At 67.6% G+C, this 21835-nt stretch carries 23 protein-coding genes; 14 read left to right on the top strand and 9 right to left on the bottom strand.

Annotation, left to right across the window (positions count from 1 at the left end; all coding sequences use genetic code 11):
- The first annotated feature begins 47 nt into the window (after positions 1-47).
- Positions 48-1361 (top strand): amidohydrolase family protein, encoded by a 1314-nt coding sequence (locus AC23D6_RS01300; protein ID WP_487752544.1) that lies wholly within the window; start codon positions 48-50, stop codon positions 1359-1361.
- 13 nt (positions 1362-1374) lie between these two features.
- Here the strand turns inward: AC23D6_RS01300 and AC23D6_RS01295 are convergent, their stop codons facing one another.
- Positions 1375-3057, bottom strand: a complete 1683-nt coding sequence (locus AC23D6_RS01295) for a sensor domain-containing diguanylate cyclase (RefSeq protein ID WP_487751051.1) — start codon at positions 3055-3057, stop codon at positions 1375-1377.
- Positions 3058-3316: 259 nt separating this feature from the next.
- On the opposite strand from AC23D6_RS01295, the gene AC23D6_RS01290 reads away from it, so the two are divergent.
- The 3 genes from AC23D6_RS01290 to AC23D6_RS01280 are packed head-to-tail and all read left to right on the top strand — an operon-like array spanning position 3317 to position 5359.
- Entirely contained in the window at positions 3317-4264 is a 948-nt protein-coding gene (locus AC23D6_RS01290; RefSeq protein ID WP_487751050.1) for a DegV family protein, read from the top strand.
- A gap of 55 nt (positions 4265-4319) precedes the next feature.
- A complete protein-coding gene (locus AC23D6_RS01285) occupies positions 4320-4664 on the top strand; it encodes a hypothetical protein (protein WP_487751049.1) in 345 nt (114 codons plus the stop codon).
- 8 nt (positions 4665-4672) lie between these two features.
- Positions 4673-5359 (top strand): ATP-binding protein, encoded by a 687-nt coding sequence (locus tag AC23D6_RS01280; protein ID WP_487751048.1) that lies wholly within the window; start codon positions 4673-4675, stop codon positions 5357-5359.
- Positions 5360-5367: 8 nt separating this feature from the next.
- On the opposite strand, the gene fghA is transcribed toward AC23D6_RS01280, so the two are convergent.
- The 4 genes from fghA to arsH form a co-directional block, all read right to left on the bottom strand.
- The gene (fghA, locus tag AC23D6_RS01275) at positions 5368-6204 is read right to left on the bottom strand and encodes an S-formylglutathione hydrolase (protein WP_487751047.1); all 837 of its coding nucleotides are present in this window, start codon (positions 6202-6204) and stop codon (positions 5368-5370) included.
- Between the two features lie 180 nt (positions 6205-6384).
- Positions 6385-7494 (bottom strand): S-(hydroxymethyl)glutathione dehydrogenase/class III alcohol dehydrogenase, encoded by a 1110-nt coding sequence (locus tag AC23D6_RS01270; protein ID WP_487751046.1) that lies wholly within the window; start codon positions 7492-7494, stop codon positions 6385-6387.
- Between the two features lie 14 nt (positions 7495-7508).
- Positions 7509-7784 (bottom strand): formaldehyde-responsive transcriptional repressor FrmR, encoded by a 276-nt coding sequence (frmR, locus tag AC23D6_RS01265; protein WP_487751045.1) that lies wholly within the window; start codon positions 7782-7784, stop codon positions 7509-7511.
- A gap of 68 nt (positions 7785-7852) precedes the next feature.
- On the bottom strand, positions 7853-8662 hold the full coding sequence (gene arsH, locus AC23D6_RS01260; protein WP_487751044.1) for an arsenical resistance protein ArsH: 810 nt from the start codon (positions 8660-8662) through the stop codon (positions 7853-7855).
- Positions 8663-8703: 41 nt separating this feature from the next.
- Between arsH and AC23D6_RS01255 the strand changes: the two genes are divergently transcribed.
- From AC23D6_RS01255 to arsN2, 5 genes are read left to right on the top strand one after another with little or no spacing between them, the layout of a single operon-like run.
- On the top strand, positions 8704-9033 hold the full coding sequence (locus tag AC23D6_RS01255) for an ArsR/SmtB family transcription factor (protein WP_487752543.1): 330 nt from the start codon (positions 8704-8706) through the stop codon (positions 9031-9033).
- 18 nt (positions 9034-9051) lie between these two features.
- Positions 9052-9525 carry an arsenate reductase ArsC gene (locus AC23D6_RS01250; protein WP_487751043.1) on the top strand — a complete coding sequence of 158 codons (474 nt, stop codon included), beginning with the start codon at positions 9052-9054 and terminating at the stop codon, positions 9523-9525.
- 20 nt (positions 9526-9545) lie between these two features.
- On the top strand, positions 9546-9935 hold the full coding sequence (locus AC23D6_RS01245) for an arsenate reductase ArsC (protein WP_487751042.1): 390 nt from the start codon (positions 9546-9548) through the stop codon (positions 9933-9935).
- A complete protein-coding gene (locus AC23D6_RS01240; RefSeq protein ID WP_487751041.1) occupies positions 9935-10609 on the top strand; it encodes an aquaporin in 675 nt (224 codons plus the stop codon). Before AC23D6_RS01245 ends, AC23D6_RS01240 begins: the two co-directional genes overlap by 1 nt.
- Complete coding sequence (gene arsN2, locus AC23D6_RS01235) at positions 10606-11037, top strand: arsenic resistance N-acetyltransferase ArsN2 (RefSeq protein ID WP_487751040.1); 432 nt, start codon at positions 10606-10608, stop codon at positions 11035-11037. The genes AC23D6_RS01240 and arsN2 overlap by 4 nt, the downstream gene beginning before the upstream one ends.
- 25 nt (positions 11038-11062) lie before the next feature.
- Here the strand turns inward: arsN2 and AC23D6_RS01230 are convergent, their stop codons facing one another.
- Together AC23D6_RS01230 and AC23D6_RS01225 are read right to left on the bottom strand one after the other, a co-directional pair.
- The gene (locus AC23D6_RS01230) at positions 11063-12361 is read right to left on the bottom strand and encodes an amidohydrolase family protein (protein WP_487751039.1); all 1299 of its coding nucleotides are present in this window, start codon (positions 12359-12361) and stop codon (positions 11063-11065) included.
- An 89-nt stretch (positions 12362-12450) separates the two neighbouring features.
- Complete coding sequence (locus AC23D6_RS01225) at positions 12451-13815, bottom strand: glutamate--cysteine ligase (protein WP_487751038.1); 1365 nt, start codon at positions 13813-13815, stop codon at positions 12451-12453.
- Positions 13816-13999: 184 nt separating this feature from the next.
- On the opposite strand from AC23D6_RS01225, the gene AC23D6_RS01220 reads away from it, so the two are divergent.
- A complete protein-coding gene (locus AC23D6_RS01220; protein ID WP_487751037.1) occupies positions 14000-14716 on the top strand; it encodes a VIT1/CCC1 transporter family protein in 717 nt (238 codons plus the stop codon).
- 3 nt (positions 14717-14719) lie between these two features.
- On the opposite strand, the gene yihA is transcribed toward AC23D6_RS01220, so the two are convergent.
- On the bottom strand, positions 14720-15319 hold the full coding sequence (gene yihA / locus AC23D6_RS01215; RefSeq protein ID WP_093488650.1) for a ribosome biogenesis GTP-binding protein YihA/YsxC: 600 nt from the start codon (positions 15317-15319) through the stop codon (positions 14720-14722).
- 129 nt (positions 15320-15448) lie between these two features.
- Here yihA and AC23D6_RS01210 point away from each other — a divergent pair, with 129 nt between their 5' ends.
- From AC23D6_RS01210 to AC23D6_RS01195, 4 genes are all read left to right on the top strand, one after another.
- The gene (locus AC23D6_RS01210) at positions 15449-16228 is read left to right on the top strand and encodes a c-type cytochrome (protein ID WP_487751036.1); all 780 of its coding nucleotides are present in this window, start codon (positions 15449-15451) and stop codon (positions 16226-16228) included.
- 124 nt (positions 16229-16352) lie between these two features.
- The gene (locus tag AC23D6_RS01205) at positions 16353-17009 is read left to right on the top strand and encodes a thiol:disulfide interchange protein DsbA/DsbL (RefSeq protein WP_487752542.1); all 657 of its coding nucleotides are present in this window, start codon (positions 16353-16355) and stop codon (positions 17007-17009) included.
- A gap of 97 nt (positions 17010-17106) precedes the next feature.
- Complete coding sequence (locus AC23D6_RS01200) at positions 17107-17943, top strand: thiol:disulfide interchange protein DsbA/DsbL (protein ID WP_487751035.1); 837 nt, start codon at positions 17107-17109, stop codon at positions 17941-17943.
- Positions 17944-17966: 23 nt separating this feature from the next.
- Positions 17967-18743: an endonuclease/exonuclease/phosphatase family protein gene (locus AC23D6_RS01195; RefSeq protein WP_487751034.1), complete on the top strand. Its 777-nt coding sequence runs from the start codon at positions 17967-17969 to the stop codon at positions 18741-18743.
- A 60-nt stretch (positions 18744-18803) separates the two neighbouring features.
- On the opposite strand, the gene AC23D6_RS01190 is transcribed toward AC23D6_RS01195, so the two are convergent.
- On the bottom strand, positions 18804-21695 hold the full coding sequence (locus tag AC23D6_RS01190) for a TonB-dependent receptor (RefSeq protein WP_487751033.1): 2892 nt from the start codon (positions 21693-21695) through the stop codon (positions 18804-18806).
- Positions 21696-21835: the final 140 nt, after the last annotated feature.

The raw sequence follows: 21835 nt of genomic DNA, 5'->3' as shown, positions 1-21835 counted from the left end.
TGCCGTCATCCCAGCGAATGCTGGGATCCACCTTGCTTTCGCTTTCGATGACGAACGCAGCGGAAAAGACAAAAGCCAAATGGGTCCCAGCGTTCGCTGGGACGACGGTGAGGGTGTTGGCGGTAGCTGTCGCACTGGCGTCGACCTCGTTCGCCGCCTTCGCGCAGGACGTCCTGATCCGCAACGCCACGGTGCACACCGCCGGCGCGCAGGGTACGTTGCAGAACGCGGACGTGCTGGTGCGCAATGGCGTGGTACAGGCGGTCGGTACCGACCTGGCAGCGCCGACGGCCGCCACCGTCGTGGAGGCCAACGGCCGTCCGCTGACGCCGGCCTTCTTCGGCGGCATCACCGAAATCGGCATCGAGGAAGTCTCCGGCGAATCGTCCACGGTGGACGCGGCCGTCACGCTGGAAGACCAGCCGATGCGTCCGGAGTTCGACGTGACGCTGGCCTACAACCCGGCCTCGATCGTGATCCCGGTGGCGCGCGTGGAAGGCATCGGCTTCACCCTGCTCGCCGCATCGACAGGCGGTTCCTTCATCGCGGGCCAGGGCGGCATCATGCGGCTGGACGGCAGCCCCGATCCGGTCGGTCCGCGCGCGCTGTTCGTGCGGCTGGGCAGTGGCACGGCGGAACTGGCGGGCAAGTCGCGCGCCGCGCACTGGATGCTGCTGGACCAGATGGTGGCCGAAGCGCGCGGCCGCGTGCCGGTGGATTCCCCGCACGCATTGTTGACGCCGGCAGGCCGTGCGACCCTGGCGCGCTACCTGGCGGGTAACGGTCGCATCGTGGTGCAGGTGCACCGCGCGGCCGACATCCGCCAGCTGTTGCGCTGGGCGCAGCGCGAGAACGTGCGCATCGCCATCGCCGGTGGCGCCGAAGCCTGGAAGCTGGCGCCGCAGTTGGCGCAGGCGAAGGTGCCGGTGTTCGTCGACGCGCTGGCCGACCTGCCGTCGGACTTCGACCAGATCGGCGCCACGCTGGAAAACGCGACGCGGCTGGATGCGGCCGGCGTGAGCGTCAGCTTCTCGCAGGCCGGCGACGCCTCGCACAACGCCCGCAAAGTCCGTCAGCTGGCGGGCAATGCGGTGGCCAATGGCCTGCCGTGGGAAGACGGTCTGGCCGGGCTGACCCGCGTGCCGGCAGAGACCTTTGGCGTGGGCGATCGCGTGGGCACCATCGCACCGGGCAAGTTGGCCGACCTGGTGCTCTGGAGCGGCGATCCGCTCGACGTGGCGAACACCGCGCAACAGGTGTGGTTGGGCGGCCGTGCGATGCCGATGCGCTCGCGGCAGACCGAGCTGCGCGACCGCTATCTGCAGCAGGCCGGTCCGCTGCCGCGCGCGTACTCGAAGTAACCGCGTGCGGTCGTCAGTCCACGGAGGCGCCTTCGGGCGCCTTCGTGCTTTCTGCGTCGGCGCACGACGTGTCTTCGGCCACCACCCGATCGCCACCGGCGCGCTTGGCCACGTACATGGCCTGGTCGGCGCGGGCGATCAGCGACGCCACCGAATCGCCGTCGCGCGCCTGGGCCGCACCGATGCTGGCGGTGAGCGCGACGGGCACGCCTTCCACGCGCGCGCAGTCGCGGCGGATGCGCGCGGCCACCTGGTCGGCGATGCGCATCGCGGCGGGGAGTTCGACGCCGGACAACACGAGCACGAATTCCTCGCCTCCCAGGCGGCCGAGTTGGTCGCCGTACTGGAACTGCTCGCTGACCGCGCGCGTCACCGCGCGCAGGCAGGCATCGCCCAGCGCATGGCCGTGGCGGTCGTTGATCTGCTTGAAGTGATCCAGGTCGATGAAGAGCAGCGAGGCCGGAATATGCTCGCGTTCGCGCTCGATCAGCGCCCAGTCGAGACGGTGTTCGATGCCGCCACGATTGAGCACACCGGTCAGCCCGTCGCGCTCGGCATGCTGCTTGGCGCTGTCGCGTTCGCGGCGGAAGGTCAGCATGCGGTCGGCCAGGCCCAGTGCCAGCACGACCGCGGTGAAGGCCAGCACCCAGGGCAGGCCGTACTCCAGCCAGGGTTCGGCACGTTCGCCTCCGCTGAAGCGCAGCGCACGCCACATGGTGAACACCAGCAACGGCACCCAGGCGATCAGCACATAGGCCGCATGCTTCTGGCCCCGCGCCCAGGCGACCACCAGGGTGACCAGCGCAACGGCATTGGTCAGCAGGAACAAGGCGTTGGCCAGGTCCGGAAACCACGCCTTGCTTGCCGGCCACGGCAATACAAGGAACAGCAACGTAGCCCCGCAGCCATACACGCCCACGCACTTCATCAGCAGGCTCAGCCGCGGCGCCACGCGGCGCAGGCTGGCGTAGTCCAGCCACAGGTAGACCAGCAGGATGGTCGCCAGCGTGCCGGACGCCCAGATACCCTGCGCGCCGAAGCGGGCCAGCGTGTCCAGACCCGGCCAAGCGTAGGCCTCGCCATAGGAACACAGCGCATAGAGCAACTGGAACAGCATCGCGCCGGCGTACAACAGGTAGACGCGTTCGCGCAGCATGGCCCAGAACAGCAACACCGCCAGCGAGACCCCGAGCACCGCGCCGATCGCCGGCATCACCAGCCGCAGGTGGCGCAGGTCCGCGGCGGCGTAATGCGGCCGCGATTCGACGGCGACATGCAACGGGTAGCGCGCGCCTTCCACGCGCACATACACCGGACCGTCGCCCGCCAGCGGGAACACCAGGGCGCGGCGGGTGTACTGCGGATCCAGATCGGCGCGGAACAGGTCCTGCGTGCGCGGCGCGCCGTCGGGGGTGTCGAGCACGGTCACGCGTGCGGTGTACGGGTGGTAGATCACCAGCAGTGGCTCGGCGACGCCGGGCCGTGGCTGCACGCGCCATTGCCCGTTGCCGATCACGCGCACGCCATCGTCGTCGCCTTCGAAGCGACGTTCCGAGAAGAGCCCGGCACGCTGTCCAGCCTGCTGTTCCAGCGCCAGTGGCTGGATCCGGTCGATCCGCGCGATGTTTTCCCCGAACGCGGCGGACGCGGGCAGCAGGGCCAGAAGCAGCAGTAATGACCACCACCCCTGTTTCATGTTGCCCCTTGCTTTCGCCGGAGTGTCGGACCCGGCTGCACGTCGGGCAAGCCCACGAGGCGCATTAATGTGATGAGCATCACATTAATAGCGGGATTGACTAAGCACCGTTCGCGGGACCTGCTGCGCGTTCAGACTGTGGCGCAAGTCGTGGAAAGGTGATTTATTTCACACTTCACGCGTTTACGCAGCGACGGCCTCGTGGTTGTCGGCTAGCGTGGCGGGCCGAGGGGATGCGACGGATGCCGGGAGGGGCAAGATGCGCATAGGGATTGTCGTGGATTCAGCGTGCGACCTGCCGCTGGACTACCTGCAGCAACACAACATCGTCATCCTGCCGATCACGGTGCGGATCGGCGAAGCCGTGCTCGCCGACCATCGCGACGAACAGGCCACGCTGAGCTTCCTGCACGCGCACGTGGCCGAGCGCGGCCACGAGGCCGAGACCACGCCGTTCACGGTCAACCAGATCCGGGATCTGTTCCTGGGCCAGCTGGTGATCGATTACGACCACGTGTTCTGCATGACGATCACGAAGACGCGTTCGCCGATCCACGACAACGCGATGCAGGCCAGCTTCGCCATCCTCAACGACTACAAGCCGGTGCGGCAGGCCGCAGGCCACAACTCGCCGTTCGCGCTGCGGGTGATCGACACGCAGAACCTGTTCGCCGCGCAGGGCATCACCGCTGTGGAAGCGGTGCGCATGCGCGACGCCGGCGCCAACGTGCAGCAGATCCGCGTGCGCCTGGAGGAACTGGCGCAGAACACGCACGGTTACATGATTCCGCGCGACCTGTACTACCTGCGCAACCGCGCCCGCACGAAGGGCGACCGCAGCGTCGGCCTGCTGAGCGCGGCGCTGGGCAGCGCGCTGGACATCAAGCCCGTGCTGTACGGTCATGCCGGGAACACGGAACCGGTGGCCAAGATCAAGGGCTTCGAGAACGCAGTGGAGCAGATGTTCAAGTTCACCGGCAACCGGGTGATGGCCGGGCTGCTGACACCCACCGTCTGTTTGAGTTACGGCGGCGAACTGTCGGAACTGCGCGCCCTTCCGGGCTACCAGCGCCTGCGCGACATCTGCGAGAACAACAAGGTCGAGGTGTTCGAGAGCGTCATGAGCCTGACCGGCATGGTCAACGTCGGCAAGGGCGCCGTCGTGGCCGGCTTCGCCGCACCGCCCGCGCCGTTCAAGGCGACATAACGGCGGCCTAACGCGGCGGGGCTACGCTATGCCCCTGGTTTGCACCGGGGGTGCCATGGCGGTCCGTTACTACATCAGCCTGCCCGATCCCGTCCGCGCGCGCGGCGGCGATCCGGCTTTCAGCTTCGACGCGCACGGCGCGGAAGAATTCGCCGCGCAACTGCAGCACGCACTGCGCACCAGCAGCCTGTTCGAGCGCTGGCGCTCCCATCAGGACGAACCGGACGAGGTCGACGCCAGCCTCGGCGCCGTCGACCCGGATGCGACCGTCGCCGGCAAGCAGGACGACCTCAGCATCATGCTGGTCGCCCGTTCCTCCATTCCCGGTCACGTACTGAAGCACCGCCTGCGGCTGCTGGCTGGCGGGGCCTGGGAACTGCGCGACGTGGCGGCCGCCTGACCGGACCGGTGCGCACACCTGTCCTGCTGGCCTGGAGCGGTGGCAAGGACGCAGCGTGGACGCTGCACGTGTTGAGGCAACGCGACGATATCCAGGTCGTCGGTCTGCTGACCACCGTCACGCGCGAATCCCAGCGCGTGTCGATGCAGGGCATCCGCCGCACCGTGCTGCATGCGCAAGCACGCGCGGCCGGCCTGCCGCTGATCGAAGCGATGATCCCCGCGCAGTGCGCCAACGCCGAGTACGAAACCGCGATGGCTGCCGCGCTGGCGGATGCCGCGGCGCGTTGGCCCGGCCTGCGCACGATGGCGTTCGGTGATCTGTTCCTCGAAGACATCCGTGCCTATCGTGTCGAAAACCTCGCTCGCGTTGGATGGGAGGTCGTCACGCCGCTGTTCGGGCGCGACACCGCCACGCTCGCGCGCGACATGGCCGCCGGCGGCCTGCGGGCCCGACTGTGCTGTGTGGATACGGAGCAGCTTGATGCGGCGTTCGCCGGACGCGCCTTCGACGCCGCCCTGCTCACCGCCCTGCCGCCCGACGTGGATCCCTGCGGCGAGAACGGCGAGTTCCATACCTGCGTGTCGGCGGGACCGATGTTCGATGCGCCGCTGTCGCTCGTGCAGGGTGCTACCGAGCTGCGCGACGCGCGTTTCGCGCTCACCGACTTCGAGATCGCGCCGCAGGCGGGCTAAAGCCCGCCCTACGCCTTCAACGCTGCCGCATGGTGCGCGATGTGATCGCCGATGAAGCTGGCGATGAAGTAGTAGCTGTGGTCGTAGCCCGGCTGCAGGCGCAGCGTCAGCGGATGGTCCGACTCGGCGGCAGCGGCCTGCAGCAGTTCCGGCTTCAGCTGCGCCTGCAGGAATTCGTCCGCATCGCCCTGGTCGACGAACAGCGGCAGCCGTTCTTTCGCATGGCGGAGCAGGTCAACGGTGTCGTACGCCTTCCAGGCCTCACGGTCCTCTCCCAGGTACGCAGCGAACGCCTTTTGCCCCCACGGCACCTGCGAGGGCGCAACGATCGGCGAGAACGCCGACACGCTGCGGTAGCGACCTGGATTCTTCAGCGCGATCGTCAGTGCGCCATGGCCGCCCATCGAGTGGCCGCTGATCGCGCGCGCATCGGTCGCCGGGAAATTCGCTTCGATGAGCGCAGGCAGTTCGTCGACGACGTAGTCGTACATCCGGTAGTGCGACGCCCACGGCGCCTGCGTCGCATTGACGTAGAACCCCGCGCCCTTGCCCAGGTCGTAACCCTCGGCGTCGGCCACGTCCTCGCCTCGCGGACTGGTATCCGGCGCGACGAGGATGATCCCGTGTTCGACGGCGTAACGCTGCGCCCCGGCCTTGGTGATGAAATTCTGCTCGGTGCAGGTCAGGCCGCTGAGCCAATACAGCACAGGGCACGGGCCTTGTTCGGCCTGCGGCGGGATGAAGACACCCACCGTCATGTCGCAGCCGAGCACCTCGGAGCGATGGCGGTAGACGTCCTGCCAGCCGCCGAAGCAGGCACGGTGTTCGATGCGTTCGAGTGTCATGGTGGTTCCCGTGTTCCCTTCTCCCTGCGGGAGAAGGTGGCGCGAAGCGCCGGATGAGGGTTGGACGGAGCGTAACGGGCGAACCGCAGTGGACGTTGCAAGAAGCGCGGCGTCCGACCATCAGGATGTCGCCGGACCCTCACCCCAACCCCTCTCCCGGCGGGAGAGGGGCTAGGCTATTCAGAAATGCACCACCGAGCGGATCGACTTGCCTTCATGCATCAGGTCGAAAGCTTCGTTGATGTCGTCCAGCGGCATGGTGTGGGTGACGAAGGGCGCAAGTTCGATGTCGCCCTTCATCGCATCCTCGACCATGCCTGGCAGCTGCGAGCGGCCCTTCACGCCACCGAACGCCGTGCCCATCCACTTGCGGCCCGTCACCAGCTGGAACGGACGCGTGCTGATCTCCTGCCCGGCACCGGCCACACCGATGATGACGCTCTGGCCCCAGCCGCGGTGCGCGCATTCCAGTGCCGCGCGCATCACGTTGACGTTGCCGATGCATTCGAACGAATGGTCCACGCCCCAGCCTGTCATTTCGACGATGACCTGCTGGATTGGCTTGTCGTGGTCCTTCGGATTGACGCAGTCGGTGGCGCCGAACTGCCGCGCCATCTCGAACTTCGACGGATTGGTGTCGATGGCGATGATGCGGCCGGCCTTCGCCTGGCGCGCGCCCTGGATCACCGCCAGGCCGATACCGCCCAGGCCGAACACGGCCACCGTATCGCCGGCCTGCACCTTGGCCGTGTTGTGCACGGCGCCGATGCCGGTGGTGACGCCGCAGCCGAGCAGGCAGACGTGCTCCGGGTTGGCGTCGGGGTTGATCTTCGCCAGCGAGACCTCGGCGACGACCGTGTATTCGCTGAAGGTCGAGCAACCCATGTAGTGGTACAGCGGCTGGCCTTCGTAGGAGAAACGCGAAGTGCCGTCCGGCATCACGCCCTTGCCCTGGGTGGCGCGCACGGAGGTGCACAGGTTGGTCTTGCCGCTCTTGCAGAACAGGCACTCGCCGCATTCGGCGGTGTAGAGCGGGATGACGTGGTCGCCCGGCTTGACGCTGGTGACGCCCTCGCCCACCTCGACGACGATGCCGGCGCCTTCATGGCCCAGCACGACCGGGAACAGGCCCTCTGGGTCATCGCCCGACAGCGTGAACGCGTCGGTGTGGCACACGCCGGTGTGGGTGATCTTCACCAGCACCTCGCCCTTCTGCGGCGGGGCGACATCGATCTCGACGATCTTCAGTGGTTCGCCCGCGGCGAAGGCGACGGCGGCACGGGATTTCATGACGGCACTCCTGCTTACTTGAGATAGGAACGAACCAGCGCGACGGCGGCATCGATGCCGGCCTCGCGCTGCGAGGGGGTGGACGCCGGGTGCGCGAACTCTTCGCGCAGGTGGCTCTCGAGCACTTCGGACATCAGGCCATTCACGGCCCCCCGGATCGCAGCGAGCTGCTGCAGCACCGGCGCGCACTCCGCCCCCTCCTCCAGCGCGCGTTCCAACGCGTCCAACTGGCCCCGCATGCGACGAACGCGGGTCAGAGCCTTCTTCTTGTCGGCGGGGGAATGGGGCATTTCGGCATCACGACGCCATATAGTGGGGGGGAGTATACACCCCCGATACCGATGCGGGCCGCGCAGCGCTAGGTGGAGGCGCAGCAGGACGGTCCGCAACAGGCCGCCCCAGGCGTCGGTTTTGCGCCGTCGTCGCCGGCCGTTGAGGGCAACGGCACTGCCTCCTCGACCACGCTTGCCGCGCTGGCCGCGGCGCGCGCGGCCAAGTCGCCCTTGCGCTCGCTGTATCGGCTGGTCAGGTAATCACTGCGCTCGCGCACCAGCAAGGTGAACTTAAGCAGTTCCTCCATCACGTCCACCACGCGGTCGTAGTACTGCGAGGGCTTCATGCGGCCGTCGTCATCGAATTCCTGCCAGGCCTTCGGCACTGACGACTGGTTGGGGATAGTGACCATGCGCATCCAGCGGCCCAACACGCGCAGCGCATTGACCACATTGAACGATTGCGAGCCGCCGCACACCTGCATGACCGCCAGGGTCCGCCCCTGGGTGGGACGCACACTGCCCTCGGACAGCGGCAGCCAGTCGATCTGGTTCTTGAACACCGCCGTCATCGTCCCGTGTCGCTCCGGGCTCACCCAGACCTGGCCCTCGGACCAGTTCGACCACTCCCGCAACTGCCGCACCGCCGGATGGTCCGCGCCCACGCTGTCGAGCAGGGGCAACGCGTGCGGATCGAACACCCGCGTCTCGGCACCGAAGTGTCGCAGCAGCCGTTCGGCTTCCAGCGCCAGCTTGCGACTGAAGGACTGCGGACGCAAAGACCCATACAGGATCAGGATGCGCGGTGGATGCCGCCAGCCCGCAGCGGCAAGCTTGTCGGTATCGGGAACATCCAAGGCGTCGGGGTCGATCTGCGTCGGCAACGGAAGTGTCATGTCGTCTTGTTAGGCTCTGATTGTTCGATTATTCTAGAATCATGGAAATAAATGCCGCAACCAGCGCCCTTGCCGCCCTGGGCCAATCGACCCGCCTGGCGGTCTTCCGCTTGTTGGTGGAGGCCGGGCCCTCCGGGCGCATGGCGGGCGAAATCGCCGAAACCCTGGCTCTGCCCGGCGCCACGCTGTCCTTTCACCTCAAGGAGCTGGTGGCGGCCGGCTTGGTGCAGAGCGAACCCCGGGGCCGCAACGTCTGTTACCGGGCCGATTTCGCCGCCATGAACGGACTGATCGAGTTCTTGACCCGCAACTGCTGCGCCGGTACGTCCGATCCCGCCTGTCTGCCCGCTGGCGATGCCTGCGCCTGCTGACCTCACGTCGAGAAGCCCATGAGCTACCGCGTCCTGTTCCTTTGCACCGGCAATTCCGCTCGCAGCCAAATGGCTGAGGCACTCCTCAATGTCCTCGGCAAGGGGCGGTTCTCTGCCCACAGCGCGGGCAGCCAGCCTTCGGGAAGCGTTCAACCCTTGGCCGCCCGCCTCATCTCTGAGCTGGGCTATACCGCGCCATTGCGCAGCAAGAGCTGGGACGAATTTGCGGCGCCCGGAGCGACGCCACCGTTCGATTTCATCATCACCGTCTGCGACAAGGCGGCCGGCGAGGCGTGCCCGGTGTGGCCCGGGCAACCGGTGCTGGCGCATTGGGGCGTGCCGGACCCCGCCATCTCCCCCAACGACATGGCGGGCTTCATGGACGCGTGGTCCACGCTGCGCCGACGCGTCGATCTGCTACTGGCCCTCCCGCTGGACACCATGGACGCCTTGGCGCGCGAGCAGAAGCTCCGCGCCATCGCCTCTGCCTGATACCTGACCGATACGAGCCCATGATCCCAAAGCGCATCCTCTTCGTCTGCGTCGAGAACTCCAACCGCAGCCAGATGGCCGAGGCCTTCGCCCATCTGCATGGCGGTGATCGTGTGGACGCCTTCAGCGCCGGCTCGCGCCCGTCGGGCCGCATCAATCCGAAAGCCATCCGCTTCATGGACGAACTGGGATACGACCTGTCCACGCATGCTTCGAAATCGCTGGACGAGGTGGAGGGCGAATTCGATGCGGTGATCACGATGGGCTGCGGCGACAACTGTCCCTGGGTCCCGGCGAAACGGCGCGAGGACTGGGGGCTGCCCGATCCGCGCGACATGGACGACGACGGCTACCGCGCCGTCCGCGACGACATCGGGCGCCGGGTGCAGGCGCTGCTGGCATCCCTGTGATGTCGCGTGCGCTGCTGGCCGAAGCGCTCGGCACGATGCTGCTGCTGGCGACCGTGGTCGGCTCGGGGATCATGGGCCAGACGCTGAGCGCCGGGAACGATGCGGTCGCCCTGCTTGCGAATGCGGGCGCGACGGCCGGCGCGCTGTACGTGCTGATCGCGCTGCTCGGACCGATCTCGGGCGCACACTTCAATCCCGTGGTCACGCTCGCCATGCGGCTGCGCGGCGACCTCGATACGCGCACCACCGCCGCCTACGTATTCGTGCAATGCATCGCGGCGATCGCCGGCGTCCTGCTCGCGCATGCGATGTTCGATCTGCCCTTGCTCCAACCCGGCACCCGCATGCGTACCGGGGCCGCGCAGTGGCTCAGCGAGGGCGTGGCCACGTTCGGCCTTCTGCTGACGATCCTGCTTGGCCTTCGCCATCGCGCGCAAGCCATCCCGGCGCTGGTGGCGAGCTACATCTTCGCGGCGTACTGGTTCACCGCCAGCACCTCGTTCGCCAACCCGGCGGTGACGCTGGCGCGCGCGTTGACGCAAACGTTCGCCGGCATTCGTCCAGCGGATGCACCGGCTTTCATCGGCGCGCAGTTGCTGGGTGCCGCCGTGGCGTTGGTCCTCGCCCGCGCGCTCATCGCCAGCACCCCAACACCTTCATCCGAAACAACATGAGCGCGATACGCCCTGCCGAGGCCGCGGACCTGCCCCGCATCGCCGCCCTGCTCGACGCGGAAGCGCTGCCGACCACGGATCTGGCGACCTCCCGGATCGCCTTCTGGGTCGCCGAAGACGCCACCGGACCGGTGGCCGCCATCGGCCTGGAGCCACACGCCGACGCCGGCCTGCTGCGCTCGCTGGTGGTCGCCCCGGCGCACCGCGGTGCCGGGCATGCGCGGAAGCTGGTCGCGGTACTGGAAGCCGAGGCGCGCGCACGCGGTCTCCGCGACCTGGTGTTGCTGACACAGACGGCGGCGCCGTTCTTCGCGCGCGCCGGCTACGTACAGATCATGCGTGCCGATGCACCGCGCGCCGTGCAGGACAGCGCCGAATTCCGTGCGCTGTGCCCGGCATCCGCCATCTGCATGCAAAAAGCTCTCTGAGCGCACCGACTGGCGCGCTCCGCGATCACTTCACCCGCTGGCCGTGCTTGATCACGATGTCGACCCGCTGCAGCAGCGCGACCTGCTTCAGCACATCGCCCTTCACCGCGATGATGTCCGCATACTTGCCTTCGGTGACCGTGCCGTAATCCTTGTCGGCCTTCATCGCCACGGCCGGCCAGTAGGTGGCCGCGCGGATCGCGTCGATCGCCGGCACGCCAAGCTTGTTGACCCACACGTCGAGCTCGTTCCAGGTGCTGCCGCTGTGGAACTTCATCGGGATGCCGGAGTCGGTGCCGATCAGCAGCAGCGCACCGCTCTCGCGCAGCTGTTGGAACTTGCGCTGCAGCGTGGGCCAACGCTGCGGCGTCTGCTGGAAGTAGCTGATGCGCTCCGGATGCTCGAGCGACTTCTTGATGTCCTCGATGATCGCGGGCGTCAGGCCGACATGCCAGTCGCTGCCATCGATGAACTCATGATTCTTCACCGTGTACGGGAAGTTGTAGAGCCCCTCGATGGTGGGCGTCCAGAACAACGGTCCGGAGGCCATGTTGCCGGTGCGCTCGCGCAATGCGGCAATGACGTCCGGCGGGTACTCCGGCGAGGCCGCCAGGCCGGTGTGTTCGAAGCAGTCCACGCCGAACTTCAGGCCGCGGCGGATCTCTTCCGGCCGGTGCGCGTGCGCGACGACGGGAAGCCCGTGCTTGTGGGCCTCGTCGACGATGGCCGCGAGTTCGGCATCGCTCATGCCATCCTGGTCGATCAGCTTCACCACGTCCACGCCGGCCTGCGCGATGCGCTTGATCTTGGCGCGCGCGTCGGCGGGCGAATCCACGCCCCAGCGGAACTGCTCGGTGCCTGGGTAAGGCTTCTTCTGGATGAAGGGTCCCGACACGAACAGGGTGGGCCCGGGGATGCGTCCGCTGTTGATCGCGTCGCGCACCGCGACGCTCTCCTCCAGCGGACCGCCCAAGTCGCGCGCGCCGGTCACGCCGGCCAGCAGCAGCTGCTTGGCCGAGGACGGCATGATCACGTCGCGGAACTGCGCGGGATAGGTCTTGTCCCAGTGCGCGTAGTCGGCGTGCCCGTTGATCATCAGGTGCACGTGCATGTCCCAGAGGCCGGGCAGCACCGTCATGCCTTCGGTGGAGATGACCGTCGCGTCCGCCGGCACGGGGAGCGTCTTCACCGTGCCGACCGCGACGATGCGTTGGCCGTCGATCAGGATGACGCTATCGCGGATCGGATCGCTGAGCGTGCCGTCCACCAAGGTGCCGCCCACCATCGCCACGCGTTGCGCCAACGCCAGCGGCGCCAACGTCATGCACGCCAGCACCGCACCTACCTTCCAGCCTATTGCTGCCCGCATCAGCCTTCCCCTGCATGGAAAGGCCCAGCCTAACCCGGGCGAGGTCAGTACGCGAATTCGCGGAACACGCGGTCGATGTCGCCCTGCCACGGGCCGTTGAACAGCGCCAGCTTGCGCTCGGCGGAGGTTTCGTTGGCCTCGACGATCTCGACCAGCGCATCGAGGAAGCCGGCTTCGTCCACGCCCTTGCTGTTGAGGCGCGCACGGCGCTGCAAGCCGCCGATGGCGATCTTCACCGCTTCGCGGGCCAGGTCGCGCACGGTACCGTCACGGAACGGCAGCTTCAGTGCGTGCTTCGGCACGCCATCGCGTAACGCGTGGCGTTCGGCCAGCGAGAAATCCTTGACCAGGTCCCACGCGGCGTCGAGCGCGGCATCGTCGTACAGCAGGCCCACCCAGAACGCGGGCAACGCGCAGATGCGGTTCCAGGGGCCGCTGTCGGCGCCGCGCATTTCCAGGAATTTCTTCATCCGCACTTCGGGGAAGGCGGTGGTCATGTGGTCGGACCAGTCGCGCAGCGTGGGCAGCGCGCCCGGCAGCACGTCCAGTTCTCCCCGCAGGAACTTGCGGAACGACTTGCCGCTGGCATCGTGGTAGATGCCGTCCCGGTAGGAGAAATACATCGGCACGTCGAGCAGGTAATCGACGTAGCGCTCATAGCCGAATCCGTCCTCGAACACGAAGTCGAGCATGCCGGTCCGGTCGCCGTCGGTGTCGGTCCAGATGTGCGAGCGATAGCTCTGGTAGCCGTTCGGCTTGCCCTCGGTGAACGGCGAGTCGGCGAACAGCGCGGTGGCCACCGGCTGCAGCGCCAGCGACACGCGGAACTTCTTCACCATGTCCGCTTCGCTGGCGTAGTCGAGGTTGACCTGCACGGTGCAGGTGCGCGTCATCATGTCCAGGCCCAGCTGGCCGACCTTGGGCATGTACGACTTCATGATCTGGTAACGGCCCTTGGGCATCCACGGCATCTCGTCGCGGCGCCACTTGGGCTGGAAGCCCATGCCGAGGAAGCCGAGCTGCAGTTCGTCGGCCACCTGCTTCACTTCCTTCAGGTGCGTGCCCACTTCCACGCAGGTTTCGTGGAGGGTTTCCAGCGCCGCACCCGACAGTTCCAGCTGGCCGGCGGGCTCCAGGGTGACGGAGGCGCCGTCTTTCGACAGCGCGATCACGCGACCCTTCTCTTCGATCGTCTCCCAACCGAAACGGGTCAGGCCCTTGAGCAGCGCTTCGATGCCACGGTCACCCTCGAAGGTCGGCGGACGCAGGTCGTCCAGGCGGAAGCCGAACTTCTCGTGCTCGGTGCCGATGCGCCAGTCGGCGCGCGGCTTCTCGCCGGACGCGATGTACGCCACCAGTTGCGCGCGGTCGGTGATGGGCGTGTCGGCGACGTGGCTGGGGCTGGACAAGGGTGACGCTCGCGCAAGGGGGAAGGCGCAATGTCGGGGCCAGGCCGTCCATTGCAAGGCCGGCACTATAACGTGACCGTGCGCACGCCATCATGGCCATGGGAACGCCGCAGCATCCCATCCATGGAGGCGAAGGCGATGCCCGTGCTCGACGCGGACCGAGGCCGTCGCCTAGGCTGCGCGCATGCCCCGCCACGCCCGCACGCCTTCGCCACGCCACCGCGAACTCCATCGCACCGACCGCGTCGGCTGGCTGCGCGCTGCGGTGCTCGGCGCCAATGACGGCATCGTCTCGGTCTCGGGCCTGATCGTTGGCGTGGCCGCCAGCGGTGCATCGCCTTCCACCCTCCTGCTGACCGGCGTCGCCGGACTGGTTGCCGGCGCCATGTCGATGGCCGCAGGCGAGTACGTGTCGGTGCAGTCGCAGGCCGACGCAGAGGCCGCCGATCTGGCCGTCGAGAAGCGCGAACTGCGCGAGATGCCCGATGGTGAGCTCGCCGAACTGACCCAGATCTATGTCGGGCGCGGCCTGGAGCCGGCACTCGCGCGGCAGGTGGCCGAACAGCTCACCGCACACGACGCCCTTGCGGCGCACATGCGCGACGAGCTGGGGATCACCGAAGCCCTGCGCGCGCGGCCGGTGCAGGCGGCGCTGGCGTCGGCCGCCGCCTTCACCGTGGGCGCCCTGCTGCCGATCGCCACCACCTTGCTGGCGCCCGCCGACAAGGTGGCCATCGTGACAACCGTCGCCACACTCGTGGGCCTGCTGTTGTCCGGGGGCCTGGCCGCACGCGTGGGCGGCGCGCCGGTGTTGCGCGGCGCGTGGCGTGTGGGTTTCTGGGGCGCGATGGCAATGGGGGCGGCCGCCTTGGTGGGCCGCCTGTTCCACGTCTCGGTCTGAGGGCTACAGCCCCAGCCAACCGCCCACGATCATGCGCGCTTCGTCCACGCCCTGCTTGGACTCGGCCGAGAACGTCTGCACGCTGACGGTGTCGCCGAAGGCCGAGAACAGCTCCTTCTTCACCGCCTGCAACGCGTTGCCCTGCTGGCCCCGGCCCAGCTTGTCGGCCTTGGTCAGCAGCGCATGCGCCGGCAGGCCCCGCTGGACCGCATACCCCAGCATCTGCCGGTCGTAGTCCTTCAGCGGGTGGCGGATGTCCATGACGACCACCAATCCCTTCAGCGCTTCACGGGTGCGGAAGTAGCGATCGATGAAGGCCTGCCAGTGGGCCTGCAGGTCCTGCGGCACCTTGGCGTATCCATAGCCCGGCAGATCGACCAGGTAGCGCTCGGGCTGGACCTGGAAGAACACCAACTGCTGGGTGCGGCCAGGGGTCTTGGAGACCCGCGCCAACCGGTTGTGGTTGACCAGCGCATTGAGGGCGCTGGACTTGCCGGCGTTGGAACGGCCGGCGAAGGCCACCTCGAACCCCCCATCCTCCGGCAACTGACGCGGCGTGTGGGCAGAGAGCAGGTAGGTGGCGGAATTCAGGGGGTTCGACATGGCGATAGGATCGCACGAGGGAGCGGCCGGTACTGCCTGAATTGACCGCAAGCGGCCGCCGCGACGATAATTCGCCGGTTTCGCGGCTGCCTCACGCGCCGCATCAGTCAAGGGTTTCGGAGCTTTAGCATGCGCCACGCTCGCGTTATGGGACTTGCCGGATTGGCCGTACTGGCCGTGGGCGCAGTCGCTTTTGCACAGACCACCGTGGTCCCGGTGCCGGACAATGCCCCGGTCGAGACCGCGCCGCTGGACATCAACCTCGCCAAGACCACCTGGGGCGACGCCAAGGCCGGCCAGACCAAGGCGGCCGCCTGTGCGGCCTGCCACGGCGCCGACGGCAACCCCAGCGACCCGCAATACCCGCGCCTTGCCGGCCAGAGCGAGCGCTACATCGCCCAGCAGCTGGCCCTGTTCGCCTCCGGCGAGCGCAACACCGGCATGGCGGCCGTGATGGTCCCGTTCGCCCAGACCCTCAACGCGCAGGACATGCGCGACGTGGGCGCCTACTTCGCCACCCAGAAATCCGGTGCCGGCCTGGCCGACGACAGCGTCATCGCCGATGGCGTCTACCAGGGCATGAAGTTCTACGAAGTGGGCCAGCAGCTGTACCGCAGCGGCGATGCCAAGCGCGGCGTGCCGGCCTGCATGGCGTGCCACGGTCCGACCGGCGCCGGCAACCCGGGCCCGGCCTACCCGCACATCGGTGGCCAGATGCAGGACTACACCGTGCGTCGCCTGACCGAGTACAAGGCCGGCACGACCACGCTGAAGGACCCGGCCCACTTCAACATCATGGCCCAGGTGGCGGGTCCGCTGACCGAGCAGGAAATCCAGGCGCTGGCCAGCTACCTGCAGGGCCTGCACGCCCGCGCCGACGACGTCGCCGCCGCCAAGACCGGCAAGTAACCTCGACTTCCGCCGCTCGCCGCGGCTGGAAGTGCAAGCTCCTGTTCATCGCGCCGGCCCCACCATGGCCGGCGTTTCTTTTTCCGCGCCCCGCACCGCGCCGGGGCCAGTACGAAGCTGGAGAATCCCGATGGCGTCCCGTCTGCTGCCCGTCCTGATCGCCTTGCTGGCCCTGGTGCCTGCCGTCGCCCTCGCGGCCCCGCCGGCTCCCGCGCCGCTGGTCGAGGGCGAAGACTATGTGGTGATCGAGAACGGCACGCCATACGCGCCACTCAAGGGAAAGGTCGAGGTGGTGGAAGTGTTCGGCTACACCTGCGTGCATTGCGCCCATTTCGAACCCACGCTGGCCGCCTGGAAGAAGACCCTGCCGCGCGACGTGCGCCTGACGCCCATCCCGGCCGCCTTCGGCGGCTACTGGATCCCGTACGCCCGCGCCTTCTTCGCCGCCCGCCAGCTTGGCGTGCAGGAGCGCACGCACCAGGCGGTGTTCGACGCCCTCCACAAGACCGGTGCGCTGCCCATCCAGAACGCCTCCGCCGACGAGATCGCCGGGTTCTACGCCACCCTGGGCGTGGACCGGGCCAAGTTTTCCGCCGCCCTGCGTGGCGACCAGGTCGATCAGCAGCTCGAACGCGCGCGCCAATGGGCCGCAGCCGCCGGCATCGAAGGCACGCCGACGATGATCGTCAACGGCAAGTACCGCGTGATCGGCGGGCGCACCTACAGCGACATGCTGAAGATCGTCGACCGCCTGGTCGCCCGCGAGCGCACCCGCAAGTGATGACGCCGTCATGGCAGCCCCGACGGGGCCCATGCAGAATGCGAAGTTTCCCGCCCTCCGTGGCAGCCCCTTTCCCCGATACGTTGGAGCCCGCGCGATGAAATCCCGCCACGTCCTGATGTTGTCCCTGTTGCTGCCGCTGCTGGCGGCCTGCGGACCCAAGCCTTCCACGGACACCACGCCGACCGACGCCGCGGCGCCTGCCGCGCCGGCCGCCGGGACTGCACCGACCACCGATGTGGCACCTGCGCCCGCACCGGCGGATGCGGCTGCGCCGGCCGGCGCGGCGGCGACCCCCGATGCCGCCGCCGCGGCGACCGCGCCGAACGCCAATCCGATCGTTCCCCCGCAAGGCCCGGCACCCGTGGCGGGCAAGGACTATGTCGAGATTCCCAACGGCCAACCCTATGCGCCGCTCAACGGCCAGATCGAAGTGGTCGAAGTGTTCGGCTACGTGTGCCCGGCCTGCGCCCGCTTCGCGCCCGAAGTGGCGTCGTGGAAAAAGCGGCAGCCCGCGGATGTGCGCGTGAGCTACGTGCCCGTCGTCTTCGGCGATGTGTGGGCGCCCTACGGCAAGGCGTTCTATGCCGCGCAGGCGAAGGGACTCGTGGACAAGACGCATGACGCGATGTTCGCCGCCATCCACCTGCAGCGCACGCTGCCGGGTGAAGGCAAGCCGCCGGCCGACCCCGCGCAGATCGCCCAGTGGTACGCCGGCTACGGAGTGGATGCGAAGGAGTTCGTGGCGCTGATGAACAGCTTCAGCACCAACGCGCAAATCGGCCGCGGCATGCAGTTCGCGAAGAACAGCGGCGTCGAAGGCACGCCGACCATCATCGTCAACGGCAAGTACCGGGTGACGGGCGGGCAGACATATGCCGACGTGCTGCGCATCGCCGACCACCTGGTCGCGATGGAGCGCGCCAAGCGTTGAACACCGCGGAAGCTCCCACGTCCATGAGCGAACCCGCGTCCGTCGCGGGGCGCCGGCTGCGCGTGCTGAGCGCCAACATCCAGGCCGGTTCCAGCACGCGCCGCTACAGCGATTACGTGACGCGCAGCTGGTCGCATGCACTGCCGGCGGGCAACAAGCGCGGCAGCCTGGATCTGATTGCGCAATTGGCCGGCGAGCACGACATCGTCGGCCTGCAGGAGGCCGACCCCGGCAGCCTGCGCTCGGGCTTCACCAATCAGACGCACTACCTGGCCGAGCGCGCCGGTTTCGACTACTGGACGCATCAGCCCAACCGCAACGTGGCCCGCGTGGCCGGCAGCGCCAACGGCCTGCTGAGCAAGCTGGAGCCGGTGGAAGTGAGCGATCACAGCCTGCCCGGCCGCATCAGCGGTCGTGGCGTGCTGGTCGCGCGCTTCGGGGAGGGCGACGAAGGCCTCACGGTCGCGGTAGCGCACCTGTCCCTCGGCGCCAACTCGCGGCGCTCGCAACTGGCCTTCATCGGTGAACTGCTGACCGATCATCCGCATGCGGTGCTGATGGGCGACTTCAACTGCATGCCCGACACGCCGGAAATGGAGCTGCTCTACAAGCGCACGCGCCTGCGTCCGCCGGCGCACTGCGTACCGACATTCCCCAGCTGGCGCCCGCTGCGTGCCATCGACCACATCCTGGTCAGCGATGGCTTGCGCGCGGACAACGCGCGTGCGATGCCGGCGGCGAATTCCGACCATCTGGCCCTGGCGATGGACATCGACGTGCCGGCCATCGCACTGCGCTGAAGGAACCGCCAAGAAAAAGCCGGCATGCGCCGGCTTTTTCTTTCCCATCGATCGCCGCGATCAGAAGCGGTAGTCGGCGCTCACGTACCAGAAGGCGCCCGGCAGGTCGTAGGTGCCGGCGTCATAGCCGTTGAGCGAGCACGTCACGCACACCGGCGGCTCCTTGCCGAACACGTTGTTCGCGCCCAGCGACAGCTTCAGGCCGGTCAGCGCGAACGCGTCCTTCCAGCCGAACTGCACGTCGTTGTACGTGGTGGAGCCCAGCGTGTTGACGCCTTCGTCGTTGAGGCAGCCTGGCACGGCGGAGATGACGGCGTTGCCGCAGTCTTCCTTCACCGCGCTGATGTACCGCACGTTCCAGGTCGCGTCGAAGTTGCCGCGCTTCCAGCCCAGCTGCAGGTTGCCCTGCCAGCGCGGGATGGCGCTGTCGGCGACCTCCCAACCCACCTGGCGCTGCGAGCGGTTGCCGTCGATATCCACCGCCTCGTAGTTGAAGACGGTCGTGGCTTGCAGCGCCGCGGTCAGCACGCCCCAGCCCCAGTCCGGGCTCGCCCAGTTGACCTTGACGTCCAGACCATCGGTTTCGATGGTGGCCAGGTTGTCGAGGAAGTTCTCGGGCGGATTGAGGTTGCCACTGCTGCCGCGCGTGAACGGCGAGCACAACGCGGGATCCTGGCCGCCGGCCGCAAGGCAGGCATTGAGCAGGGCCTGGATGTCGCGCGGCGCGATCGCGTCGTCGATCTCGTGGTGGTAGTAGCTCAGTTCGAAGTCCAGCTTGTCCGACCACGACAGGCCCTCCGCCCAGCCCGGGCTGTACACCAGGCCCACCGTGTAGCTGTCGGACTTCTCGGGCGAGAGATCCGGGTTGCCGCCGGTGAAGGTGGTGATCTGCGTGTTGGCCTGCTCGAAGTTGTTCGGCACGCCCTGCGCCACGCACGCGGCCTCAAGACCGGGCGAGATGCCGTCGGCGGTGTTCACCACCGGCGAGCCGGTCGGGCCGCACGGATCGACCAGCGTCGCGCCGAACTGCGTCAGGCCGTACAGCTCGCCCAGGTTGGGCGCGCGGAAGCCCTGTGAGTAGGTGCCGCGGAACACGAGGTCCTCGATCGGCTGGAAGCGGAAGCCCAGCTTGCCCGTGGTCTCGTTGCCGAACGTGGAGTAGTCCGAGAAGCGCACCGCGGCACTCAGGTCCAGCGTGGCCAGGACCGGGAAGTTGAACTCGGTGTAGACCTCGCTCACGTCGTAGTCGGCCGACACCGGCGCCGCGAAGGAGTCCTGCGACTCGCCGGTCTGGCGCAGCGGATCGGGATTGAACTCGCCCTTGTAGCGGCGATGCTCCACGCCGGCCGCGAACTGCGCGGTGCGGTCGCCGATGCCGAACAGGTCACCGGTCAGGTTGGCCGAGGCGATGTCCAGTACCTGCTTGCTGCTGTCGATCTGGCGCGTGCGGATCCAGTCGATCATCTCCTGCGTCATGGGACGGCCCTGGCCGCCGAACAGGTCCAGCGGCACGCAGCCGGGCACCGCCGCACAGACCGCGGGATCGCCCAGCGCCAACGCGATGTTGGCCATGTTGTAGCCGTTGAGGAACACCTGCTCGGCCTTGTTCTCGGCGTGCACGTAGTTCGCATCCCAGCTGAAGCTGCGGTCGCCCAGGTTGAACAGACCGTCCAGGCCGATGTTGAAGTAGGTGGTGTCGACGTCCTGGTTGAAGATGCGCGGACCCACTTCCACCGGGCGCTTGGTGATCCAGCCGAAGTTCTGGCCGGGAATCAGGTCGATGCCGAACGGGTTGTACGGATTCGCCGCGGAGATCGAGATGGTGTCGGCGATGCCGCCGGTACCGGCGTACGGGCCGACGAAGATCGGTTCCGGCGCCGCCTGGTTGGCGGACTGGCGGTTGTTGTAGAGCATCTTCGCGTGCAGGCGCACGTTGTCGGTCAGATCGAAGTTGACCGAACCGAACATCGACTTGCGCTTGCTCGGTGTCAGCAGCAGGTTGTACGGCGCGAAGTTGAAACGGTCGGCGCCGGTGAAATCATGGTACGTGCCGGCGGAGGGATCGGCGGGGTTCCAGACCGGCGTGGTGGTGCCGGTGTCGAGCGCCAGGTCGTAGAAGAATTCTTCACTGGCCGAGCACGAACCGTAGCTGCCCGCCGGCCGCGCCGGGTCGCAGAAGGTGAAGCGGCCCTGCGGGATCGCCGAGCTGCCCGCGGCGAGGCCCGCACCGGGCTCGGGAAACGCCGACTGGTCCCAGTCGCCGGCGCTGATGCGCTTCTGCTCGTAGTAGCTGGCGGAGAACACGCCGTTGAAGCGTTCGCCACCGCCGCCGAGGGTCAGCGAAGCCTCGGTGGTCTCGCCGCCGCGGCTGTACTCGCCGTAGTAGGTGTGGACTTCGACGCCATCGAACTTTTTGCGGGTGATGATGTTCACCACGCCCGCAATCGCGTCGGAGCCGTAGATGGCCGACGCACCGTCTTCCAGCACTTCAATGCGGTCGACGATGGCCAGCGGGATGGTATTGAGGTCGGCGCTGCCGCTGACGCCGGATGCGGAGGATTCATTGACCCAGCGGATGCCGTCCACCAGCACCAGGACGCGCTGGGAACCCAGGTGGCGCAGGTCGACCTGCGCGGAGCCGGCGCCGATGCCGCCGCCGTCGGACGGGTAGCCGAAGTTGCCCGAGGAATTGAACTTCGCGTTCAGCGCCTTGCCGCCCGCGGTGAGCTGCTGGAGGATTTCGCCGACGCTCTGCACGCCGGTCTGGGCGATCTTCTCGCGGTCCAGCACGAATACCGGCTGCGCCGTCACGGCGTTGGACTGCTTGATGCGGCTGCCGGTCACGGTGACCGTGTCGAGGGTGGTGGCCTCCTGGGCCACGGCGATCGCGGGAAAAGCACACAGCACCGCGAGCTGGATGGCCGAAGCCAGTTTTTGGCGACGCGCTTTCATGGGTTCTCTCTCCGGAAGGGGTTCAGCCGCGCGGCCAACGCCTAAAGCGGCTTGCCTTCCGTTGTAAAGAATCGTTAAGAACCTAACAACAGAAGAAAGTCACCGTTTCGAAGAAAGTAATCTCGATTTTGTTCGCGTAA

The sequence above is a fragment of the Pseudoxanthomonas sp. G3 genome, from assembly GCF_057654715.1.
The sequence above is the reverse complement of the archived record's forward strand: the minus strand, read 5'-3'. Positions and strand labels throughout refer to the sequence as shown.